This is a genomic window from Cohnella suwonensis (genome assembly GCF_042655365.1).
In the GTDB taxonomy this organism is placed as follows: Bacteria; Bacillota; Bacilli; order Paenibacillales; family Paenibacillaceae; genus Cohnella; species Cohnella suwonensis.
On the sequence record NZ_JBHSMH010000111.1, the window covers coordinates 78,658 to 93,957 of the forward strand.

16 protein-coding genes are annotated in these 15,300 nt (G+C 57.4%); 4 read left to right on the plus strand and 12 right to left on the minus strand.

Features of this window, described 5'->3' with window-relative positions; genetic code table 11:
* Positions 1-167 precede the first annotated feature (167 nt).
* The 6 genes from alaS to cymR form a co-directional block, all read right to left on the minus strand.
* Entirely contained in the window at positions 168-2,795 is a 2,628-nt protein-coding gene (alaS, locus tag ACFPPD_RS23665; protein ID WP_378083732.1) for an alanine--tRNA ligase, read from the minus strand.
* Positions 2,796-3,165: 370 nt separating this feature from the next.
* Positions 3,166-4,236 carry an AI-2E family transporter gene (locus tag ACFPPD_RS23670; RefSeq protein WP_209743884.1) on the minus strand — a complete coding sequence of 357 codons (1,071 nt, stop codon included), beginning with the start codon at positions 4,234-4,236 and terminating at the stop codon, positions 3,166-3,168.
* A gap of 384 nt (positions 4,237-4,620) precedes the next feature.
* A complete protein-coding gene (locus tag ACFPPD_RS23675; protein ID WP_209743886.1) occupies positions 4,621-4,830 on the minus strand; it encodes a hypothetical protein in 210 nt (69 codons plus the stop codon).
* Positions 4,827-5,375: a PRC-barrel domain-containing protein gene (locus tag ACFPPD_RS23680; protein ID WP_209743888.1), complete on the minus strand. Its 549-nt coding sequence runs from the start codon at positions 5,373-5,375 to the stop codon at positions 4,827-4,829. Before ACFPPD_RS23680 ends, ACFPPD_RS23675 begins: the two co-directional genes overlap by 4 nt.
* 29 nt (positions 5,376-5,404) lie before the next feature.
* Positions 5,405-6,556, minus strand: coding sequence for a cysteine desulfurase family protein (locus ACFPPD_RS23685; RefSeq protein ID WP_209743890.1), 1,152 nt, complete (start codon positions 6,554-6,556; stop codon positions 5,405-5,407).
* Between the two features lie 201 nt (positions 6,557-6,757).
* Complete coding sequence (gene cymR, locus ACFPPD_RS23690) at positions 6,758-7,177, minus strand: cysteine metabolism transcriptional regulator CymR (RefSeq protein ID WP_209743893.1); 420 nt, start codon at positions 7,175-7,177, stop codon at positions 6,758-6,760.
* Positions 7,178-7,433: 256 nt separating this feature from the next.
* Between cymR and mnmA the strand changes: the two genes are divergently transcribed.
* Positions 7,434-8,588 carry a tRNA 2-thiouridine(34) synthase MnmA gene (gene mnmA, locus ACFPPD_RS23695; protein ID WP_209743896.1) on the plus strand — a complete coding sequence of 385 codons (1,155 nt, stop codon included), beginning with the start codon at positions 7,434-7,436 and terminating at the stop codon, positions 8,586-8,588.
* Positions 8,589-8,639: 51 nt separating this feature from the next.
* Here the strand turns inward: mnmA and queE are convergent, their stop codons facing one another.
* From queE to ACFPPD_RS23725, 6 genes are all read right to left on the minus strand, one after another.
* The gene (queE, locus tag ACFPPD_RS23700; protein ID WP_209743898.1) at positions 8,640-9,377 is read right to left on the minus strand and encodes a 7-carboxy-7-deazaguanine synthase QueE; all 738 of its coding nucleotides are present in this window, start codon (positions 9,375-9,377) and stop codon (positions 8,640-8,642) included.
* Positions 9,364-9,828: a 6-pyruvoyl trahydropterin synthase family protein gene (locus tag ACFPPD_RS23705; protein WP_209743902.1), complete on the minus strand. Its 465-nt coding sequence runs from the start codon at positions 9,826-9,828 to the stop codon at positions 9,364-9,366. The genes queE and ACFPPD_RS23705 overlap by 14 nt, the downstream gene beginning before the upstream one ends.
* Positions 9,825-10,490 carry a 7-cyano-7-deazaguanine synthase QueC gene (queC, locus tag ACFPPD_RS23710; protein ID WP_209743905.1) on the minus strand — a complete coding sequence of 222 codons (666 nt, stop codon included), beginning with the start codon at positions 10,488-10,490 and terminating at the stop codon, positions 9,825-9,827. Before queC ends, ACFPPD_RS23705 begins: the two co-directional genes overlap by 4 nt.
* 189 nt (positions 10,491-10,679) lie before the next feature.
* Entirely contained in the window at positions 10,680-11,405 is a 726-nt protein-coding gene (locus ACFPPD_RS23715) for a YebC/PmpR family DNA-binding transcriptional regulator (RefSeq protein ID WP_209743909.1), read from the minus strand.
* 178 nt (positions 11,406-11,583) lie between these two features.
* Entirely contained in the window at positions 11,584-11,781 is a 198-nt protein-coding gene (locus ACFPPD_RS23720) for a cold shock domain-containing protein (protein WP_209743912.1), read from the minus strand.
* A gap of 100 nt (positions 11,782-11,881) precedes the next feature.
* Positions 11,882-12,601 carry a methyltransferase domain-containing protein gene (locus ACFPPD_RS23725; protein ID WP_209743915.1) on the minus strand — a complete coding sequence of 240 codons (720 nt, stop codon included), beginning with the start codon at positions 12,599-12,601 and terminating at the stop codon, positions 11,882-11,884.
* Between the two features lie 223 nt (positions 12,602-12,824).
* On the opposite strand from ACFPPD_RS23725, the gene ACFPPD_RS23730 reads away from it, so the two are divergent.
* From ACFPPD_RS23730 to pepF, 3 genes are all read left to right on the plus strand, one after another.
* Positions 12,825-13,058 carry a hypothetical protein gene (locus tag ACFPPD_RS23730; protein ID WP_209743918.1) on the plus strand — a complete coding sequence of 78 codons (234 nt, stop codon included), beginning with the start codon at positions 12,825-12,827 and terminating at the stop codon, positions 13,056-13,058.
* Positions 13,059-13,103: 45 nt separating this feature from the next.
* Positions 13,104-13,283 carry a hypothetical protein gene (locus ACFPPD_RS23735; RefSeq protein WP_209743921.1) on the plus strand — a complete coding sequence of 60 codons (180 nt, stop codon included), beginning with the start codon at positions 13,104-13,106 and terminating at the stop codon, positions 13,281-13,283.
* Between the two features lie 213 nt (positions 13,284-13,496).
* Complete coding sequence (gene pepF, locus ACFPPD_RS23740; RefSeq protein WP_209744366.1) at positions 13,497-15,287, plus strand: oligoendopeptidase F; 1,791 nt, start codon at positions 13,497-13,499, stop codon at positions 15,285-15,287.
* The last annotated feature ends 13 nt before the right edge of the window (positions 15,288-15,300 follow it).

The window sequence follows — 15,300 nt, forward strand, 5'->3', positions numbered from 1 at the left end:
ATGTGACGGCCGCGGGACTCCGCGAAGGTATCTCTCTCCGGCCGTTTGCTTTCCGCCCATTGCCTGAATGATTTTCCGAGGGGGCAATGGGCTTCAAGAGGCGGACGTAAACTCCTACGAGAGATACCTTCGCTCCGTCCTCCAAGCGTCGTCCGAAAACCGAATGATTAAGAAAGTTGGGACAGAACCAACTGCTCGGCTGCTGCCAGGGCGTCGGCGAGCTTGGACGGGTCTTTGCCGCCGGCTTGGGCGAGTTCCGGCTTGCCGCCGCCTCCGCCGCCGCAGATGGCGGCGATTTCCTTGATCAGCTTGCCGGCGTGCAGCCGTTGCGGCACGAGGTCCGGCGTGACGGCGACGACGAGGTTCACCTTGTCGCCTTCGACGGAACCGAGCGCGAGCACGGCGGAACCGAGCTTGAGCTTCAGTTCGTCGGCGACGCCGCGAAGGGCGTCCATGCCGCCGGCGTTCACTTGGGCGGCGAGCAGCGTAACGCCGCCGACCGTCTTCGCGGCCGAGACGAGATCCGCCGCTTCGAGGCGACTTAGCTTGCCTTGCAAAGATTCGTTGTCGCGCTGCAGCTGGCGAATTTCGGCTTGCGTCGCTTCGATACGCTTCGGCACGTCAGCGACTGTGCTCTTGAGAAGCGCCGCGGCGCCTTTAAGCAAGCCAAGCTGGCCGTCCAGATACAAGTACGCGTTGCGGCCCGTGACCGCTTCGATCCGGCGGACGCCGGATCCGATGCCGCCCTCGCTAACGAGCTTGAACAGGCCGATCTGCGCCGTGTTGCGCACGTGGCAGCCGCCGCACAGCTCCAAGCTGTAGTCGCCGACGCGCACGACGCGCACGATGTCGCCGTATTTCTCGCCGAACAGCGCCATCGCGCCCAACGCCTTCGCTTCCGCGATCGGCTTGAACCCGATGTCGAGTTCCGTGCCGAGCCAGATTTGCTCGTTTACGCGGCGTTCGATGTCGGCGAGCTCTTCCGGCGTGATCGCGCCGAAGTGCGAGAAGTCGAAGCGCAAGCGCTCCGGCTCGACGAGGGAGCCCGCTTGGTTGACGTGCTCGCCGAGTACGTCTTTCAGCGCCCGGTGCAGCAAGTGGGTCGCCGTATGGTTGCGAACGGTATCCGCGCGGTCGGAAGCGTTGACGGACGCGGACACCGTATCGCCTACGCGTAGGATGCCTCCGGCGACGAGCACTTGATGCACCGATTGGCCGTGCGGCGCTTTCGACAAGCCCGTCACTTCGGCGTTCAAGCCTTTGCCGGTCAATACGCCGCGGTCGCTCACTTGGCCGCCGCTTTCCGCGTAGAAAGGCGTGCGGTCGAGGATGACGAGCACTTTCTCGTCGACGCCCGCGACTTCCGCGAATTCGTTGCCGGAGACGATCGCGAGCACTCTCGCTTCCGCCGTCAATCCGTCGTAACCGACGAATTCGCTCTTCTCCGTGTATTCCGCGAGAGGCCCGCCCTGCACTTTCATGCTATCCGTCTCTTGACGGGCGGCGCGGGCGCGATCGCGTTGCTCTTGCATCGACGCGTCGAAACCTTCGCGGTCGACGGTCATGCCTTGTTCCGTCGCGTAATCTTCCGTCAAGTCGAACGGGAAGCCGTACGTATCGTACAGCTTGAACGCGTCGGGGCCGGAGATGGCCGAGCGGCCTTCGGCGCGCGCCTTGGCGCACAGATCGGACAAGATGGACAAGCCGTCCGACAGCGTCTCGTGGAACCGTTCTTCCTCGGTACGGATCACTTTCTCGATGAACTCGCGCTTCTCGAGCACTTCCGGATAGTAGACGCCCATGATCTCGCCGACGGTCGGCGTCAGCTCCCACAGGAACGGACGGTCGACGCCGATCACTTTGCCGTAACGCACGGCGCGGCGAAGCAAGCGGCGGATGACGTAGCCGCGGCCTTCGTTAGAAGGCAGTACGCCGTCGCCGACGGAGAAAGCGACCGTGCGGATATGGTCGGCGATGACTTTCAGCGCGACGTCGTGCTCCGCGTTCGATTTGTAGGTCACGCCGGCGATTCCGCTCGCCTTCTCGATAATCGGCATAAACAAGTCGGTATCGAAGTTGGAATCGACGTCCTGCAGGATCGAGGAGAAACGCTCCAAGCCGGCGCCGGTATCGATGTTCTTATTCGGAAGCGGCGTGTAGCTGCCGTCCTTGTTATGGTTGAATTCGGAGAAGACGACGTTCCATACCTCGAGGAATCGCTCGTTCTCGCCGCCCGGCGTACAGTCCGGATCGGACAGGTCGCCGTATTTGTCTCCGCGGTCGTAGAAAATTTCGGTGCAGGGTCCGCAAGGGCCTTCGCCGATATCCCAGAAGTTATCCTGGAGCTTCACGATCCGCTCGGCCGGAATGCCGATCTTCTCGTTCCAGACGCGGAACGCGTCCTCGTCTTCGGGATAGACGGTTACGGACAGCCGCTCCGGATCGAATCCGATCCACTCCGGTCCGGTCAGGAACTCCCAAGCCCACGTGATCGCTTCTTCCTTGAAGTAATCGCCGATGGAGAAGTTGCCGAGCATCTCGAAGAACGTATGGTGCCGTCGAGTTTTGCCGACGTTCTCGATGTCGTTCGTGCGAATGCACTTCTGCGAGTTCGCGATGCGCGGGTTTTCCGGAATGACGCGCCCGTCGAAGTAAGCTTTCAGCGGCGCCATGCCCGCGTTGATCCAGAGCAACGACGGGTCGTTATGGGGAACGAGAGGCGAGCTCGGCTCGATTTTATGGCCTTTGCTGGCGAAGAACGCCAACCATTTGCTGCGGATTTCTGCTGCTTTCATCGGTTTCATCGGATAATCCTCCTCGAATTTGCCTGAAAAAAAATAAAAAACGCCCCTGTAGTCAGGGACGAAATGCTTCGCGGTACCACCCTGGTTATCGCGTTCCGGTCGGAAAGCGATCTCCTCTTTCGCGGGATAACGGTCCTCGCCGGCGGATTTCATCCGCACTCCGAAACGAGCTTCCCCCGCCCTTCGCACCGAAGATTTTTTCAGCCAAGCGTCATTCGCGCGATCGAATCTCCGTTCGATCGACTAGAATGGCGTCAAGAAATCTTCTCTCTGTCCATGCGGACTGCCGGGTACTTATGTTTCGTCAACGTGTTGAATATGGGGATCAGAATTTAATTATAGACAACGCTTTTCCACGCTGTCAAACGGTTTTTCGGTGAATGTAATAGGCGGCGACGTGCTGCGCGACGACCTTGAGCGCCGCGTACAGCGGCACCGCGAGAAGCAATCCGACGACGCCCGCGAGCTCCCCGCCGACGAGCAGTACGAGGATGATCGTCAGCGGATGCATGCGCATCGACCGGCCGACCACCTGAGGACTGATGACGTTGCTCTCGAGGTTCTGGCAGATCACGTTGACGATGATGACCATGAGCACCATTTTCCAAGAAATCGTCGTTGCCATGATGAGCGCCGGGAAGGCGCCGAAGAACGGTCCGAGATACGGGATGATATCGAACAGCGACACGAACCCGGCCATGAGCAGCGGGTAGGGCATGCCGATAATCAAATAGCCGATGTAGGCGAGCACGCCGATGCACAGGGAAACGATCAGTTGTCCGCGTATGTAGCTGCCGAGAGCCGCGTCGATATCCTTCATGAGCCTGACCGCGTGCTTGCGCCTCGCCCGGGGAATATACTGCAACGCCGCCCGTTCGAACACGTCGAGATCCTTCATCATATAGAAGGCGAGGAACGGAACGATCATCGCGAGGAATAGGACGTTGACGACTTCGTCGATATTGTTCAGAAATTCCGATACCCGTTTCTCGACCTGCTTCTCCAAGCCGCCCAGCGAATTGTTGATCGCGTCGCGCACGGCTTCGGGCAATACGTTGTTGTTGTTAAAATGGTCCGAAATGCTTTGCGCCCGCATCGTCAGCTCCGGCATATGCTCGTTCAGTTCTTCGACCTGCTTCATGAACATCGGAATGACGTTCATGAGAATGACGGCCGAAGCGGAGACGAACACGGCGTAAATCAGCAGAACGGCCGCCGTTCTCGGCACCTTGCGGTCATGAAGCAGATTGACGACCGGATTCAGCATGTACGAGATGATCATCGCCACGACGAACGGCGCGAGCACCGCCTTCAGGAAACCGAACACGGAGAACAGCATCGGCCTGACGAGAATGACGAGGAACAACGCCAGCAAAACGAGAATGACGTATACGAGCGCGGTAAAAAACCGGCTTTGGGCGAAACGGCCCATTTCCCCACCTCCATCCGGTCGCGGCGCTTCCTTACATTTCGAGTTCAAAAAGTCCGGTTTTCAGCACCGAGAAGGTTGAACGAAGCTAGGGAATGAGGATCGGAGCGTAGGCAAACCTACGTGAGAACCGGAAGTCCGTGCAGCATTCAAGATTCGATGTCGAATAAGCTTCCTGATTCACTTCGTGATCAAAATCGGACTTTTTGAACAACCTCTTACAGTATATGTACTTGTCCGGCCGCATAACCATCGAAAGCCCAAAAACGCGGACGCCGACCTCATTTCCTCCGGTTTTTCGATGGCGAAAACAAAAAAAACGCCCCGTCCTCTCCCTGCGGGGAGAAGCGGAGCGCCATTCCTAAGTACGTTCGCCGATCGTTATCCTTACATCCCGTTCGCGTGAACGTGAGGAGCCGGGATCGGCTCGTCGAAGAACAAGTCGTCCAAGGAGCTAAGCGTTCCGTCCTCTTCCACTTGGTACACCGACATTTTTTCTCCGTTCACCGTCAGTTCGATGAAACAGCTCCAGCAGTAAAATTGATGGGAACCGATTTTCCCAATGTCCTTGGAGCTACAGTTCGGGCATCTCATCATCCGTCTTCACCTGTCACTTTCCACGTATGGTCTCTCGTCAGTATCCGCTCGCAAGAAGCAGGCACCAGGATGGCGTCCTCGCCTAATGTCATGTTCTCGGATGCATCCGGCAACAACAATCTTCGTCTGCCCTCGAATATGTCCGCGAGAAATCCGTCCGTCAATTCGTAACCTATTATTGGTGTACCCTTAGCCGGCTTCATGTAAACGTCCGAAACTTCGCCCAGCCGCTCGCCCTCCACCGTGAACACGGGCATATCCTTCAACCGGACGACGCCGGTCTGGAACGTTCTCAACAGCGACTTGCCGCTGACCGCCTTGATGTCCGCGTCGCCGCGCACGAGCAAAGCGTCCGCGCCGCAATGAGCGACGTGTTCCCACAGGATGACTTTGGGCCTCTTGCGAAATCCGGATCTGGCATTCTTGTCGAGCACGACGCCGACCAAATTCCAAAACTCGTCGAACCATAGATCCTTGACCTTGCCGACCGCTTTGCCGCTATCCAGCAACACCGTCGTGCCGATGATCGCTTGCGCTTGGATCATGAGGGACTCCTTACGATTTCCGGTCCCTGTTAACTATTACGCAGGCGAGCCGAAATGGTTGCAGTCATTTTTGCCGTTTTGTCGGCTTCTTCCCTAGTATTGCCCAAACCGAAGCTAAATCGCACGGCCGACGACACTTTTTCCGAAGAAAGGTTCATCGCCGACAGCACGTGGGACGGTTTGAGCGATCCCGAGTTACACGCCGAGCCTCCGGACGCGGCGATGCCCGCCAGGTCAAGATTCATCAGCATGCTCTCCGAAGAGACGCCGGGGAAGCTGACGTTCAGAATATGCGGCAATCTGCGAACCGGATGGCCGTTGACGGCGAAACCGTCCGATCCCAAGCTCGTCTCGAGTCGGCGAATGAACGCTTCCCGGATGCTTTCGGTATGCTCCCGCCGCGCTTGCCGTTCGGCAATGGCGATTTCCGCGGCTTTGGCGAATGCGGCAATGCCCGCGACGTTCTCCGTGCCGGCCCTGCGGCTTCTTTCCTGGGATCCCCCGTATAGGAGCGGCTGGAAAGGCGTGCCCTTCCTAGCGTAAAGAAGACCGACGCCCTGCGGTCCGTTGATCTTGTGCGCGGACAAAGTAAGCAAGTCTATCGGCAGCTGGTTCAGATCAAAGTCGACATAACCGAACGCTTGCACGGCGTCGACGTGCATGACCGCTTTATAAGTGCGAGCCCACTGTCCGATATCGGCGTAAGGCTGTAACGTACCCGTCTCGTTGTTGCCCGCCATGACGCTGACGACCGCGGTGTTCTCGCCGATCGCCGCTTTCGCATCTTCCATGGACACGATTCCGTCCGAATCGACGGGCAGCACGGTCAGCTCGAATCCGTCCGCCTCGAGCTTGCGGCACGCGTTCAGCACGGCGTGATGCTCGACCGCCGTCGTCACGATGCCGTTCTTGCCTTTCTTGCGTTGGGCGTATGCGGCGCCGAACAAAGCGGTATTGTCGCTCTCCGTTCCGCTACCCGTGAACACGAGCTCCGACGCCGAGACGTTCAGCCTTTCGGCGAATACGTCCCTGCCCGCCGTCACCCGTTCCCTCGCCTCGCGACCGCGGGCGTGAAGGCTGGAAGGATTGCCGGGTCCTGCTTCCGCCGCTTCCGCGTATGCGCGAATCGCTTCGGGATGCATGGCGGTCGTGGCCGCGTGGTCGAAATAAATCGATTCCATGCCTTGCACCTTCCTGTAAGGAAGTTCAAAAAGTCCGCTTTTGATCACGGCGCTGTCCAAGGGAGCCTATTCGGCGTCGAATCTTGAATGCTGCGGGATCTTCCGGCTCTCGCGTAGGTTCGCCTACGCTCCGATCCTCATCCCCCGCATCATCCAAACTTCTCGGTGCTGAAAATCGAACTTTTTGAACAGGATTTAATTTTAGATATAAAACATATAATTATCGTGCTTCTCCGCGCCTTTGAACGTGATCAGATCGTTGAGAGTGGTCGAATCGAGCACTTCGGCGATACTGTCGCGGATGCGAAGCCACAAATCGCGCTTGGCCGGATCGTCTTCTTCGGTGAAGTCTACCGGGCTAATCGGCCCTTCCAAGATACGGATGACGTCGCCGGAGGAGATCGTTTCGGGTTCCTTGGAAAGAATATAGCCGCCGTAAGCGCCCCTGACGCTCTTGACCATACCCGCGTTGCGAAGCGGGGCGATCAGTTGTTCCAAATAGTGCTCGGAGAGCCCGTTCTTCTCCGCGATGCTTTTTAACGAAATCGGCCCTTCGCCGAACTTGGCCGCGAGTTCCATCATGATCGTTAAGCCGTAGCGGCCTTTTGTCGAGATTTTCAAAAAAACACCTGCTTTCGCTGTGTCCAATGGAGGGTATCCCCATATTAAATCTATGTTATCACATCTATTTCTTTTTTGGTCAAAAAAAACGTGACATATTCATGATGATGACGTCCCGAAGTGAGAAATGCGCGCGATTATGCTAAAATAGTACCACGATTCCGGACCCGCCCGGATCGATGACGAGTATGCTCCTAGAAATGCTTCGTGATCATAAGCGGACTTTTTGAACTACCTCTACAAGGAGAGATCAGCCATGCATATAGATGAATCATTGCTTCCCGATTACTCGGACCGTTTCCCCGATCCGTCCAAGGTTCGCGTCGTCGTCGGCATGTCCGGCGGCGTCGACTCCTCCGTCACGGCGCTGCTGCTCAAGCAGCAAGGCTTCGACGTCATCGGCGTCTTCATGAAAAACTGGGACGACACCGACGAGTTCGGCGTCTGCACCGCGGAGGAAGACGCTGAAGACGTCCGCAGGGTGTGCAACCAGATCGGCATCCCTTACTACACCGTCAATTTCGAAGGCGAGTACCGCGACAAGGTTTTCGAGTACTTCCTCGAAGAGTACCGGCGCGGCCGGACGCCGAACCCGGACGTCATGTGTAACCGAGAAATCAAGTTCGGCGAATTCCTGCAGAAGGCGCTGGAGCTCGGCGCGGAAGCGATCGCCACCGGCCACTACGCCCGCGTCTCGCTGACGGACGGGCGCTACGAGCTGAAGCGCGGCGTTGACAACAACAAGGACCAGACGTATTTCCTTCACGCCTTGAACCAGTCCCAGCTGTCGCGCGCGATGTTCCCGATCGGCCATCTGAACAAGCCTGACGTTCGCCGCATCGCGGAGGCCGCCGGACTGGCGACGGCCAAGAAGAAGGATAGCACGGGCGTCTGCTTCATCGGCGAGCGCAACTTCAAGGAATTCTTGAGCCAATACTTGCCGGCCAAGCCCGGCAATATGGTCGATCTCGTATCCGGCGAAGTCAAAGGGCGCCATGACGGGCTCATGTACTATACGCTCGGCCAGCGGCAAGGACTCGGCATCGGCGGCTCCGGCAACGGCGAGCCGTGGTTCGTCGCCGGCAAAGACCTCGAATCGAACACGCTAAGCGTCGTGCAAGGCGACGCGCACCCGAGCCTGTTCTCCGTCGCGCTCACGGCGACGGGCGTGAATTGGATCGCGCCCGAGCAGCCTTCCGCCACGTTCCGCTGCGTCGCCAAGTTCCGCTACCGTCAGCCGGATCAAGGGGTGACGGTCGTCCCGCAGGCGGACGGCACGTGCCGTATCGAGTTCGACGCTCCGCAGAAGGCGGTTACGCCGGGCCAAGCGGTCGTCTTCTACGAAGGCGACGTCTGCCTTGGCGGCGGCACTATCGACAAAGTGCACATGCTTGAACCGGCCATTTCCTGATTTACCGACAGCCTAAGGAGGGAACCATTCTCATGGTCCCCTCCTTTTCATTTATACGCCCCTTTTGTTGCCCCATAGCCAAGCGTGAAGCTGCGGCAACACGCGAACTTCGCTCCATTCCGCCGAGCTTGTCACGGTTTCGACGAGCCATTCGTAGCGGCGCATCAGCCGGCGAACCAACGAATCGGCATCCTGTTCCTTGACGTCGTCGTTTCCGGACTGTAGGAAGAACGTTACCCCGGGATAACGCCGGTGCACCTTCCACGCATATCGCAGATCGGTCTCGTCGAACACGACGACTTTCAGGCTGAACGCGCGGTGCCCCGCCTGACGCAACTTCTCGATCACCGCGTCCAATACGTCCCAATCCGTTTCCATCCCGGAACTGGGAGGCTTCGGCGACAGCGTCAGCTCGTCGATATTCAAGAACCAATCCTGCCAGCGGCTCCCTTGCGTCTCGAGCGCGACCGCCTTCCCGTCCGCGCGCAGAAGGTCGACCAGTTCTCCCAGATGCGTCAGCAGCGCGGGATTCCCGCCGGATAGCGTCACGTGCGAGAAAGCCGCTTCCCCCGCCGCGGAGCGCAACTCCGCTTCTACGTCCGCCGCGGAAAGCATCCGGATTTGATCCTTGCCCGTACCGTCCCAGGTAAAAGCAGAATCGCACCATTTACAGCTATAATCGCATCCGGCCGTGCGAACGAACATCGTCTTGCGCCCGATGACCATGCCTTCGCCTTGCACGGTCGGACCGAACACTTCGAGCACGGGAATCCGCTTAGCTTCCGCCATGAGCTTTGCCCCCGATTCCCGCTTCGATGCCCGGGCGGTATATCACGTAGCTCGTAGGCGTCTCGCGCAGAAACACTTGAATGCATCGCGCACGGGTTCCCATTCCGTCCAGATGCGCCTGAACGATCTCGCATACGACCCGCGCCGCGTTCTCCGTCGTCGGGTAACGCAGCGGATCCTCGTCTCCGAACCACGCTCCGTGATCGTTTAACGAAGAGTGGTCGAACCGGCCGTGAACCAGTTTCTTAATGACCGAGAAATCGACCAAAAACCCGGTGTCGTCCAGTTCGTCGCCCGCGATCGTCACGTTGGCGAAGTACGTGTGTCCGTGCATTCGGCTGCAAACGCCCGCTTTATCGCTGGGGATGTAGTGGGCCGCCGCGAATTGCATATCCTTGTTGAGCTCGTAACGGTAAGGATGGGCGACGGAAGGATAAATTTGTTGAATCATACCCGTCTTCCCTCCCGCTTCGCCTGTTCGTATTCCCGCAAGCCCCGCGCCCGAAGCACGCACGCCGGACATTCGCCGCAGCCGTTCGCGACGACGCCCTCGTAACAAGTCAGCGTCCGCTCCCGCACGTACTCGTACGCGCCGAGATCGTCGGCGAGCTGCCATGTCTGCGCCTTGTTCAGCCACATGAGCGGGGTATCCAATACGAATTCGTAATCCATTGCCAAATTCAGAGTCACGTTCAACGATTTCACGAAGACGTCCCGGCAATCCGGGTAACCGCTGAAATCGGTCTGGCATACGCCGGCAACGACGTGGCGCGCGCCGATCTGCTTCGCCACGATAGCCGCGAACGAGAGAAACAGCAAATTGCGTCCGTCGACGAAAGTCGTCGGCAATTCGCCTTCCGCCTGTTCGATCGCGATATCCGAACGGGTAAGCGCATTGGGGGCAAGCTGCCCGAGCAGCGACATGTCGAGCACGTGCTGCTTTACGCCGAGATCCGCCGCGATCTTCGCCGCGACTTCTACCTCCAGCTTATGGCGCTGGCCATAGTCGAAAGTCACGACCTCTATATCGTCGAAACGTTGCCGCGCCCAGAACAAACATGTCGTGCTGTCTTGACCTCCGCTGAACACGACGATCGCCTTATTCGGTTTCATGATCGATTTTCCTCCTCTTGCGAACGCGAAAAAACGGCACCAAGGAGATGCCGTTTCCTTAGTTTTTTATAGAGGGTGTCGCTAAAACCTCTCCCGCTTGCCGGCATGCGCCGGAAAACGGAGTTATATGTTGTTATTTACATTGTAGATGTTGCCGTTCGTAATGGCAACCTCGTCTATTCGGCCCGATTATTCGTCGCCGAACTCGATGTTGTGATACACGTCCTGTACGTCGTCGTTGTCGTCGAACGCGTCCAGCATCTTAAGAAGCTTATCCGAGTTCTCCCCTTCGACCGCGATCGTGTTCTGCGGCAGCCATTGCACGCTCGCCGATTCGAACATGTAACCGCCGGCGTCGAGCTTGGTCTTCACGTCGAGGAAATCCTCGGTCGCGGTCAGAATCTCGAAGCTATCTTCTCCCGCGACGACGTCTTCGGCGCCAGCATCTAACGCTTCCATGATAACGGTGTCCTCGTCCTTGTCCAAGTCTTCGCGAGAGACGACGAGCAGTCCCTTATGATCGAACATGTAGGACACGCTGCCGGACTCGCCCATGTTGCCGCCGCGCTTGTTGAAGATCGCGCGCACGTCGGCCGCCGTGCGGTTGCGGTTGTCGGTCAGGCACTTCACCATGATGGCGACGCCTCCCGGTCCGTATCCTTCGTAGATGATTTCCTCGTAATCGACGCTGTCCGCACCGCCGGCGGCTTTCTTGATCGCTCTTTCGATATTGTCCGCCGGCATCTGGATGGCGCGCGCGCTCGCGATCGCGGCTCTCAGTCCGGAATTGGCTTCCGGATTCGTGCCGCCCCTGCGGGCTTGGACGTAAATTTCGCGGCCCAGCTTCACGAAGCGGTTGTTTTTGGCTTGGTCGGCTTTTCCTTTGCGTCCGGCGAAAAGCTTGAATTTTGGCATAACGATTAACCCCCGGCAAACGTATGGAATCATGAATTGCACTCATGTTGAACAATCTTGAAGTAGTTTAACATTCCGACTAGGGCACGGTCAAAGCATCGACAAGAAAACCCCCGGCGCGAGCCGAGGGTTCCATCTCTAGTTCGTGATATGAGAATAAGCCGGAGCTAGGCTCGACTTACAGTTTAACCACGTTAGAAGCTTGAGGACCGCGATTGCCTTGCGTGATTTCGAATTCAACCGCTTGGCCTTCTTCCAATGTTTTGAAGCCGTCGCCTTGGATGGCGGAGAAGTGAACGAATACGTCGTTGCCGTCCTCGATAGAGATGAATCCGTAACCTTTTTCCGCGTTAAACCACTTAACTGTTCCTCTCAAATGAAAAACCTCCTAAAATCTCGCCGTCAGTCGGCGAATAAAATAATTATAACCGAAATTACCTACATCTGCAATATATCCAAGCGTTCTCCCGCGCGGGTTACGAGCGTTTCTTGGCCAGTCTGAGCACGCGGCTGCGAACGGGCGTGAACGGTAATTCCGTCGGCAAAAACTCGGCGTCCGCCAGTCCTTTCAGCTCCTCCAGCATGTCGTCTAGAAACGCGCAAGGCTCCCATCTGAGCGACACGAGAGGATAGATCCTCAGCTCGCCGCCCGGCTTCAGCACGCGCAACAATTCGGCGATCGCTTCCGCGTGAAACGCTTGGCCGAACGACTCCGCGTACAGGAACAAGAAATGGCTGCACGTCGCCAGCGCGAACGTTCCGTCCTCGAAAGGCAGCCGGGGCAGCGACGCGGCGACGTATTTGGTACGGTCTTCCCGGAAATGCGCGGCGAACAACTCAAGCGAGTTCTCTCTCATCGAGCGATGCGCCGCCGGGGAACCGTAGAAGCTCCAGTCGAAGTTGCCCGCCATGGCGGCGATCTTCGCCGACGACGTTACGATTTCTTCGCGGGCGGCCGCTATCACGTCTTCCGTCATGCCTTCGTAGTAAGGGTCCGCCGCGATCGCCGGCACGCCCTTCGCGTTCAGGCGGGCGACGAACGAAGAGGCGCCTCCCGCGACGTCCAGCACCGGTCCCGTCCCGATCGTCTTCTCCGTCAACCCGAACATCGCGACGTATTCTTCGTACGATCTGCAAGTCGAGGCGACCCCCGTCTGCGGATATTCGGGAATTACGGCTTTGAATTCGTTGTTCATGTTCGATCTGCTCCTCTCGTCTCGTCAATCTGATCTCGGCTCTTCTCGTCTCGTTCCGTGAATCCGAATCGTCCCCGTCCGTAACGGATCGGAAAAGATTGAAAGTAGAATCCCATATTCTTCACGGGTTTGTCAACCTTATTTTCCCAGCCCCGCATTGATTTATCGCGGCATCTCTTCTATGATGAAAAAAACGGCAATGAGCCGACAACAGGAGAGTATCATGTTCGCCAAACATACCGTCTACAAGCACGACCACTACAATATGCTGACAGTAGAAGTCCAAGGCAAAACGCTCGTCGTCCGGGAAATTTCCGATCAATGGGGCGAAACGTGCCACAAGTTCGTCAGCCGTCCGGAATTGATGGATTGGGCGACGAAGAGATTCGCTCCGAACGACTTCCCCGACGGCGAAGAAGGCCTTCGCGCGGCGATGGAGAAATTGAAAAGCATCTAGCCCCACTACAACGCCCATTCGTCCGACAGGAGGAACTCGCGCATCATGAACAACGACGCGAATATTATTTTCATTATCGCTTCCTTCGGGCTAGCGGTCGTCCTCATCCTGATGAGAGAACGGATCCCGGAATCGATGCGCCGCTCGATGGCGATCTTGTCGCTGGTCCTCGTCGCGTTCGCCTTCTTCTTGATCGTCTATAGCTTCTTCAATATAGGCGCTTAAGGATATCCCGCTAGGACATACTACTCCGGTACCTTATCCGCGTACCGGAGGCCGAACATGAAACTGCAAGCCATACGCGTGGCCGCCTTTACGGCGGCCGCGATTCTTCTATCCGCGACGGCGTCCGATTTCGGAAAACCGGCCGCGCCCGCATGGGCCGCCCCTTCCTCCGAACGAGCCGGCGAGACTCTATCCAGGAGAGTGAACTTACCGATGAGCCAAGTGACGAAAAGATCCGAAGTGCCTAACGAGTACCGCTGGAAACTGGAAGACCTTTACCCGAACCAAGCCGCATGGGACGCCGAATTCAAGAAGGTCAAGCAACTGGCCGGGGAAATTGCCGGCTATCAGGGCAAGTTGAAAGACGCGGCCTCCATCGCGCGATGCTTCGCGCTCGACGACGACGTTTCCTTATTGACGGAACGCCTCTACGTCTTCGCGAACATGCGGCATCACGAGGATACCGCGGAGCCTTCCTATCAAGCTCTCTCCGAGAAATCCAAGAAGCTCAGCGTCGAAGTCGGGGAAGCGACCTCTTTTATCACGCCGGAAATTCTCAGCCTGTCCGAGGAGCAATTAACCGGGTTGATCGCGGAGCCCGATCTCGCCAAATACAAGCGCACGCTCGAAGAGATGCTTCGCCAGAAGCCTCACGTCCTCTCCAAGAACGAGGAATCGCTGCTCGCGCAAGTCGGCAACGTCTCTCAAGCGCCGAGCACGATCTTCGGCATGCTGAACAACGCCGATCTCAAGTTCCCGAAAGTCAAGAACGAGAAAGGCGAAGAAGTCGAACTGACGCACGGCCGCTACATACAGTTCCTGGAAAGCAAAGACCGCAACGTCCGCCGGGAAGCGTTCAAGGCCATGTACGACACTTACGCCAAATGGAAAAACACGCTCGCGTCGACGCTCAGCGCCAACGTGACGAAAAACCTTTTCTATTCGAAAGCGCGCAAATATCCTTCCACTCTCGAAATGTCGTTGTTCGGGGATAACATTCCCCAGTCCGTCTACGACAATCTCATCTCGACGATTCACGAGTTTCTGCCGCTCATGCACCGTTACATGGACTTGCGCAAGAAACTGCTGAAGCTCGACGAGCTGCACATGTACGACTTGTTCGCTCCTCTCGTCGAGGAATTCGACATGGAGATCGCTTACGAACAAGCGAAAGAAAAAGTGTACGACAGCTTGACCCCGTTGGGCGAAGATTATCGCAAAGTGCTCAAAGAAGGCTTCGACTCCGGCTGGATCGACATTTACGAAAACGAAGGCAAGCGGAGCGGCGCGTACAGCTGGGGCGCGTTCGGCACCCATCCGTACGTGCTGCTGAACCACAACGATAACCTGAACAGCATGTTCACGTTGACGCACGAGATGGGACACGCGCTGCACTCGTATTACTCGGACCATAACAACGAGTATCGCGACGCGCAATATACGATTTTCCTCGCGGAAGTCGCGTCCACGCTGAACGAAGCGCTCCTGATGGACTACTTGCTCAAGCGTTCGACCGATCCGAAGGAAAAAATGTACTTGCTGACGTATTACGCGGACCAATTCCGCACGACGGTGTTCCGCCAGACGATGTTCGCCGAGTTCGAGAAAATCATCCACGAGAAGGCGGAGCAAGGCGAGGCGCTTACGCCGCAGGAGCTTAGCGAAATCTATTACGGCTTGAACGTGAAATATTACGGCGACGGCATGGTCGTCGACAAGGACATCGAGATGGAATGGGCGCGCATCCCCCATTTCTACAACAGCTTCTACGTGTATAAATACGCGACGGGCTTCTCCGCCGCGACGAGCTTCTCGAAGCAAATCCTCGACGAAGGCGAGCCCGCCGTCGAACGTTACCTCGGCTTCCTGAAGAGCGGAGGAAAAGATTACTCGATCAATATCCTGAAGAAAGCAGGCGTCGATATGAGCACGCCGGAGCCGATTCGCCAAGCGATGAGCGTATTCAAAGGTTTGATCGAGCAAATGGAGCAATTGACGAAATAATCGTCCGCGATTG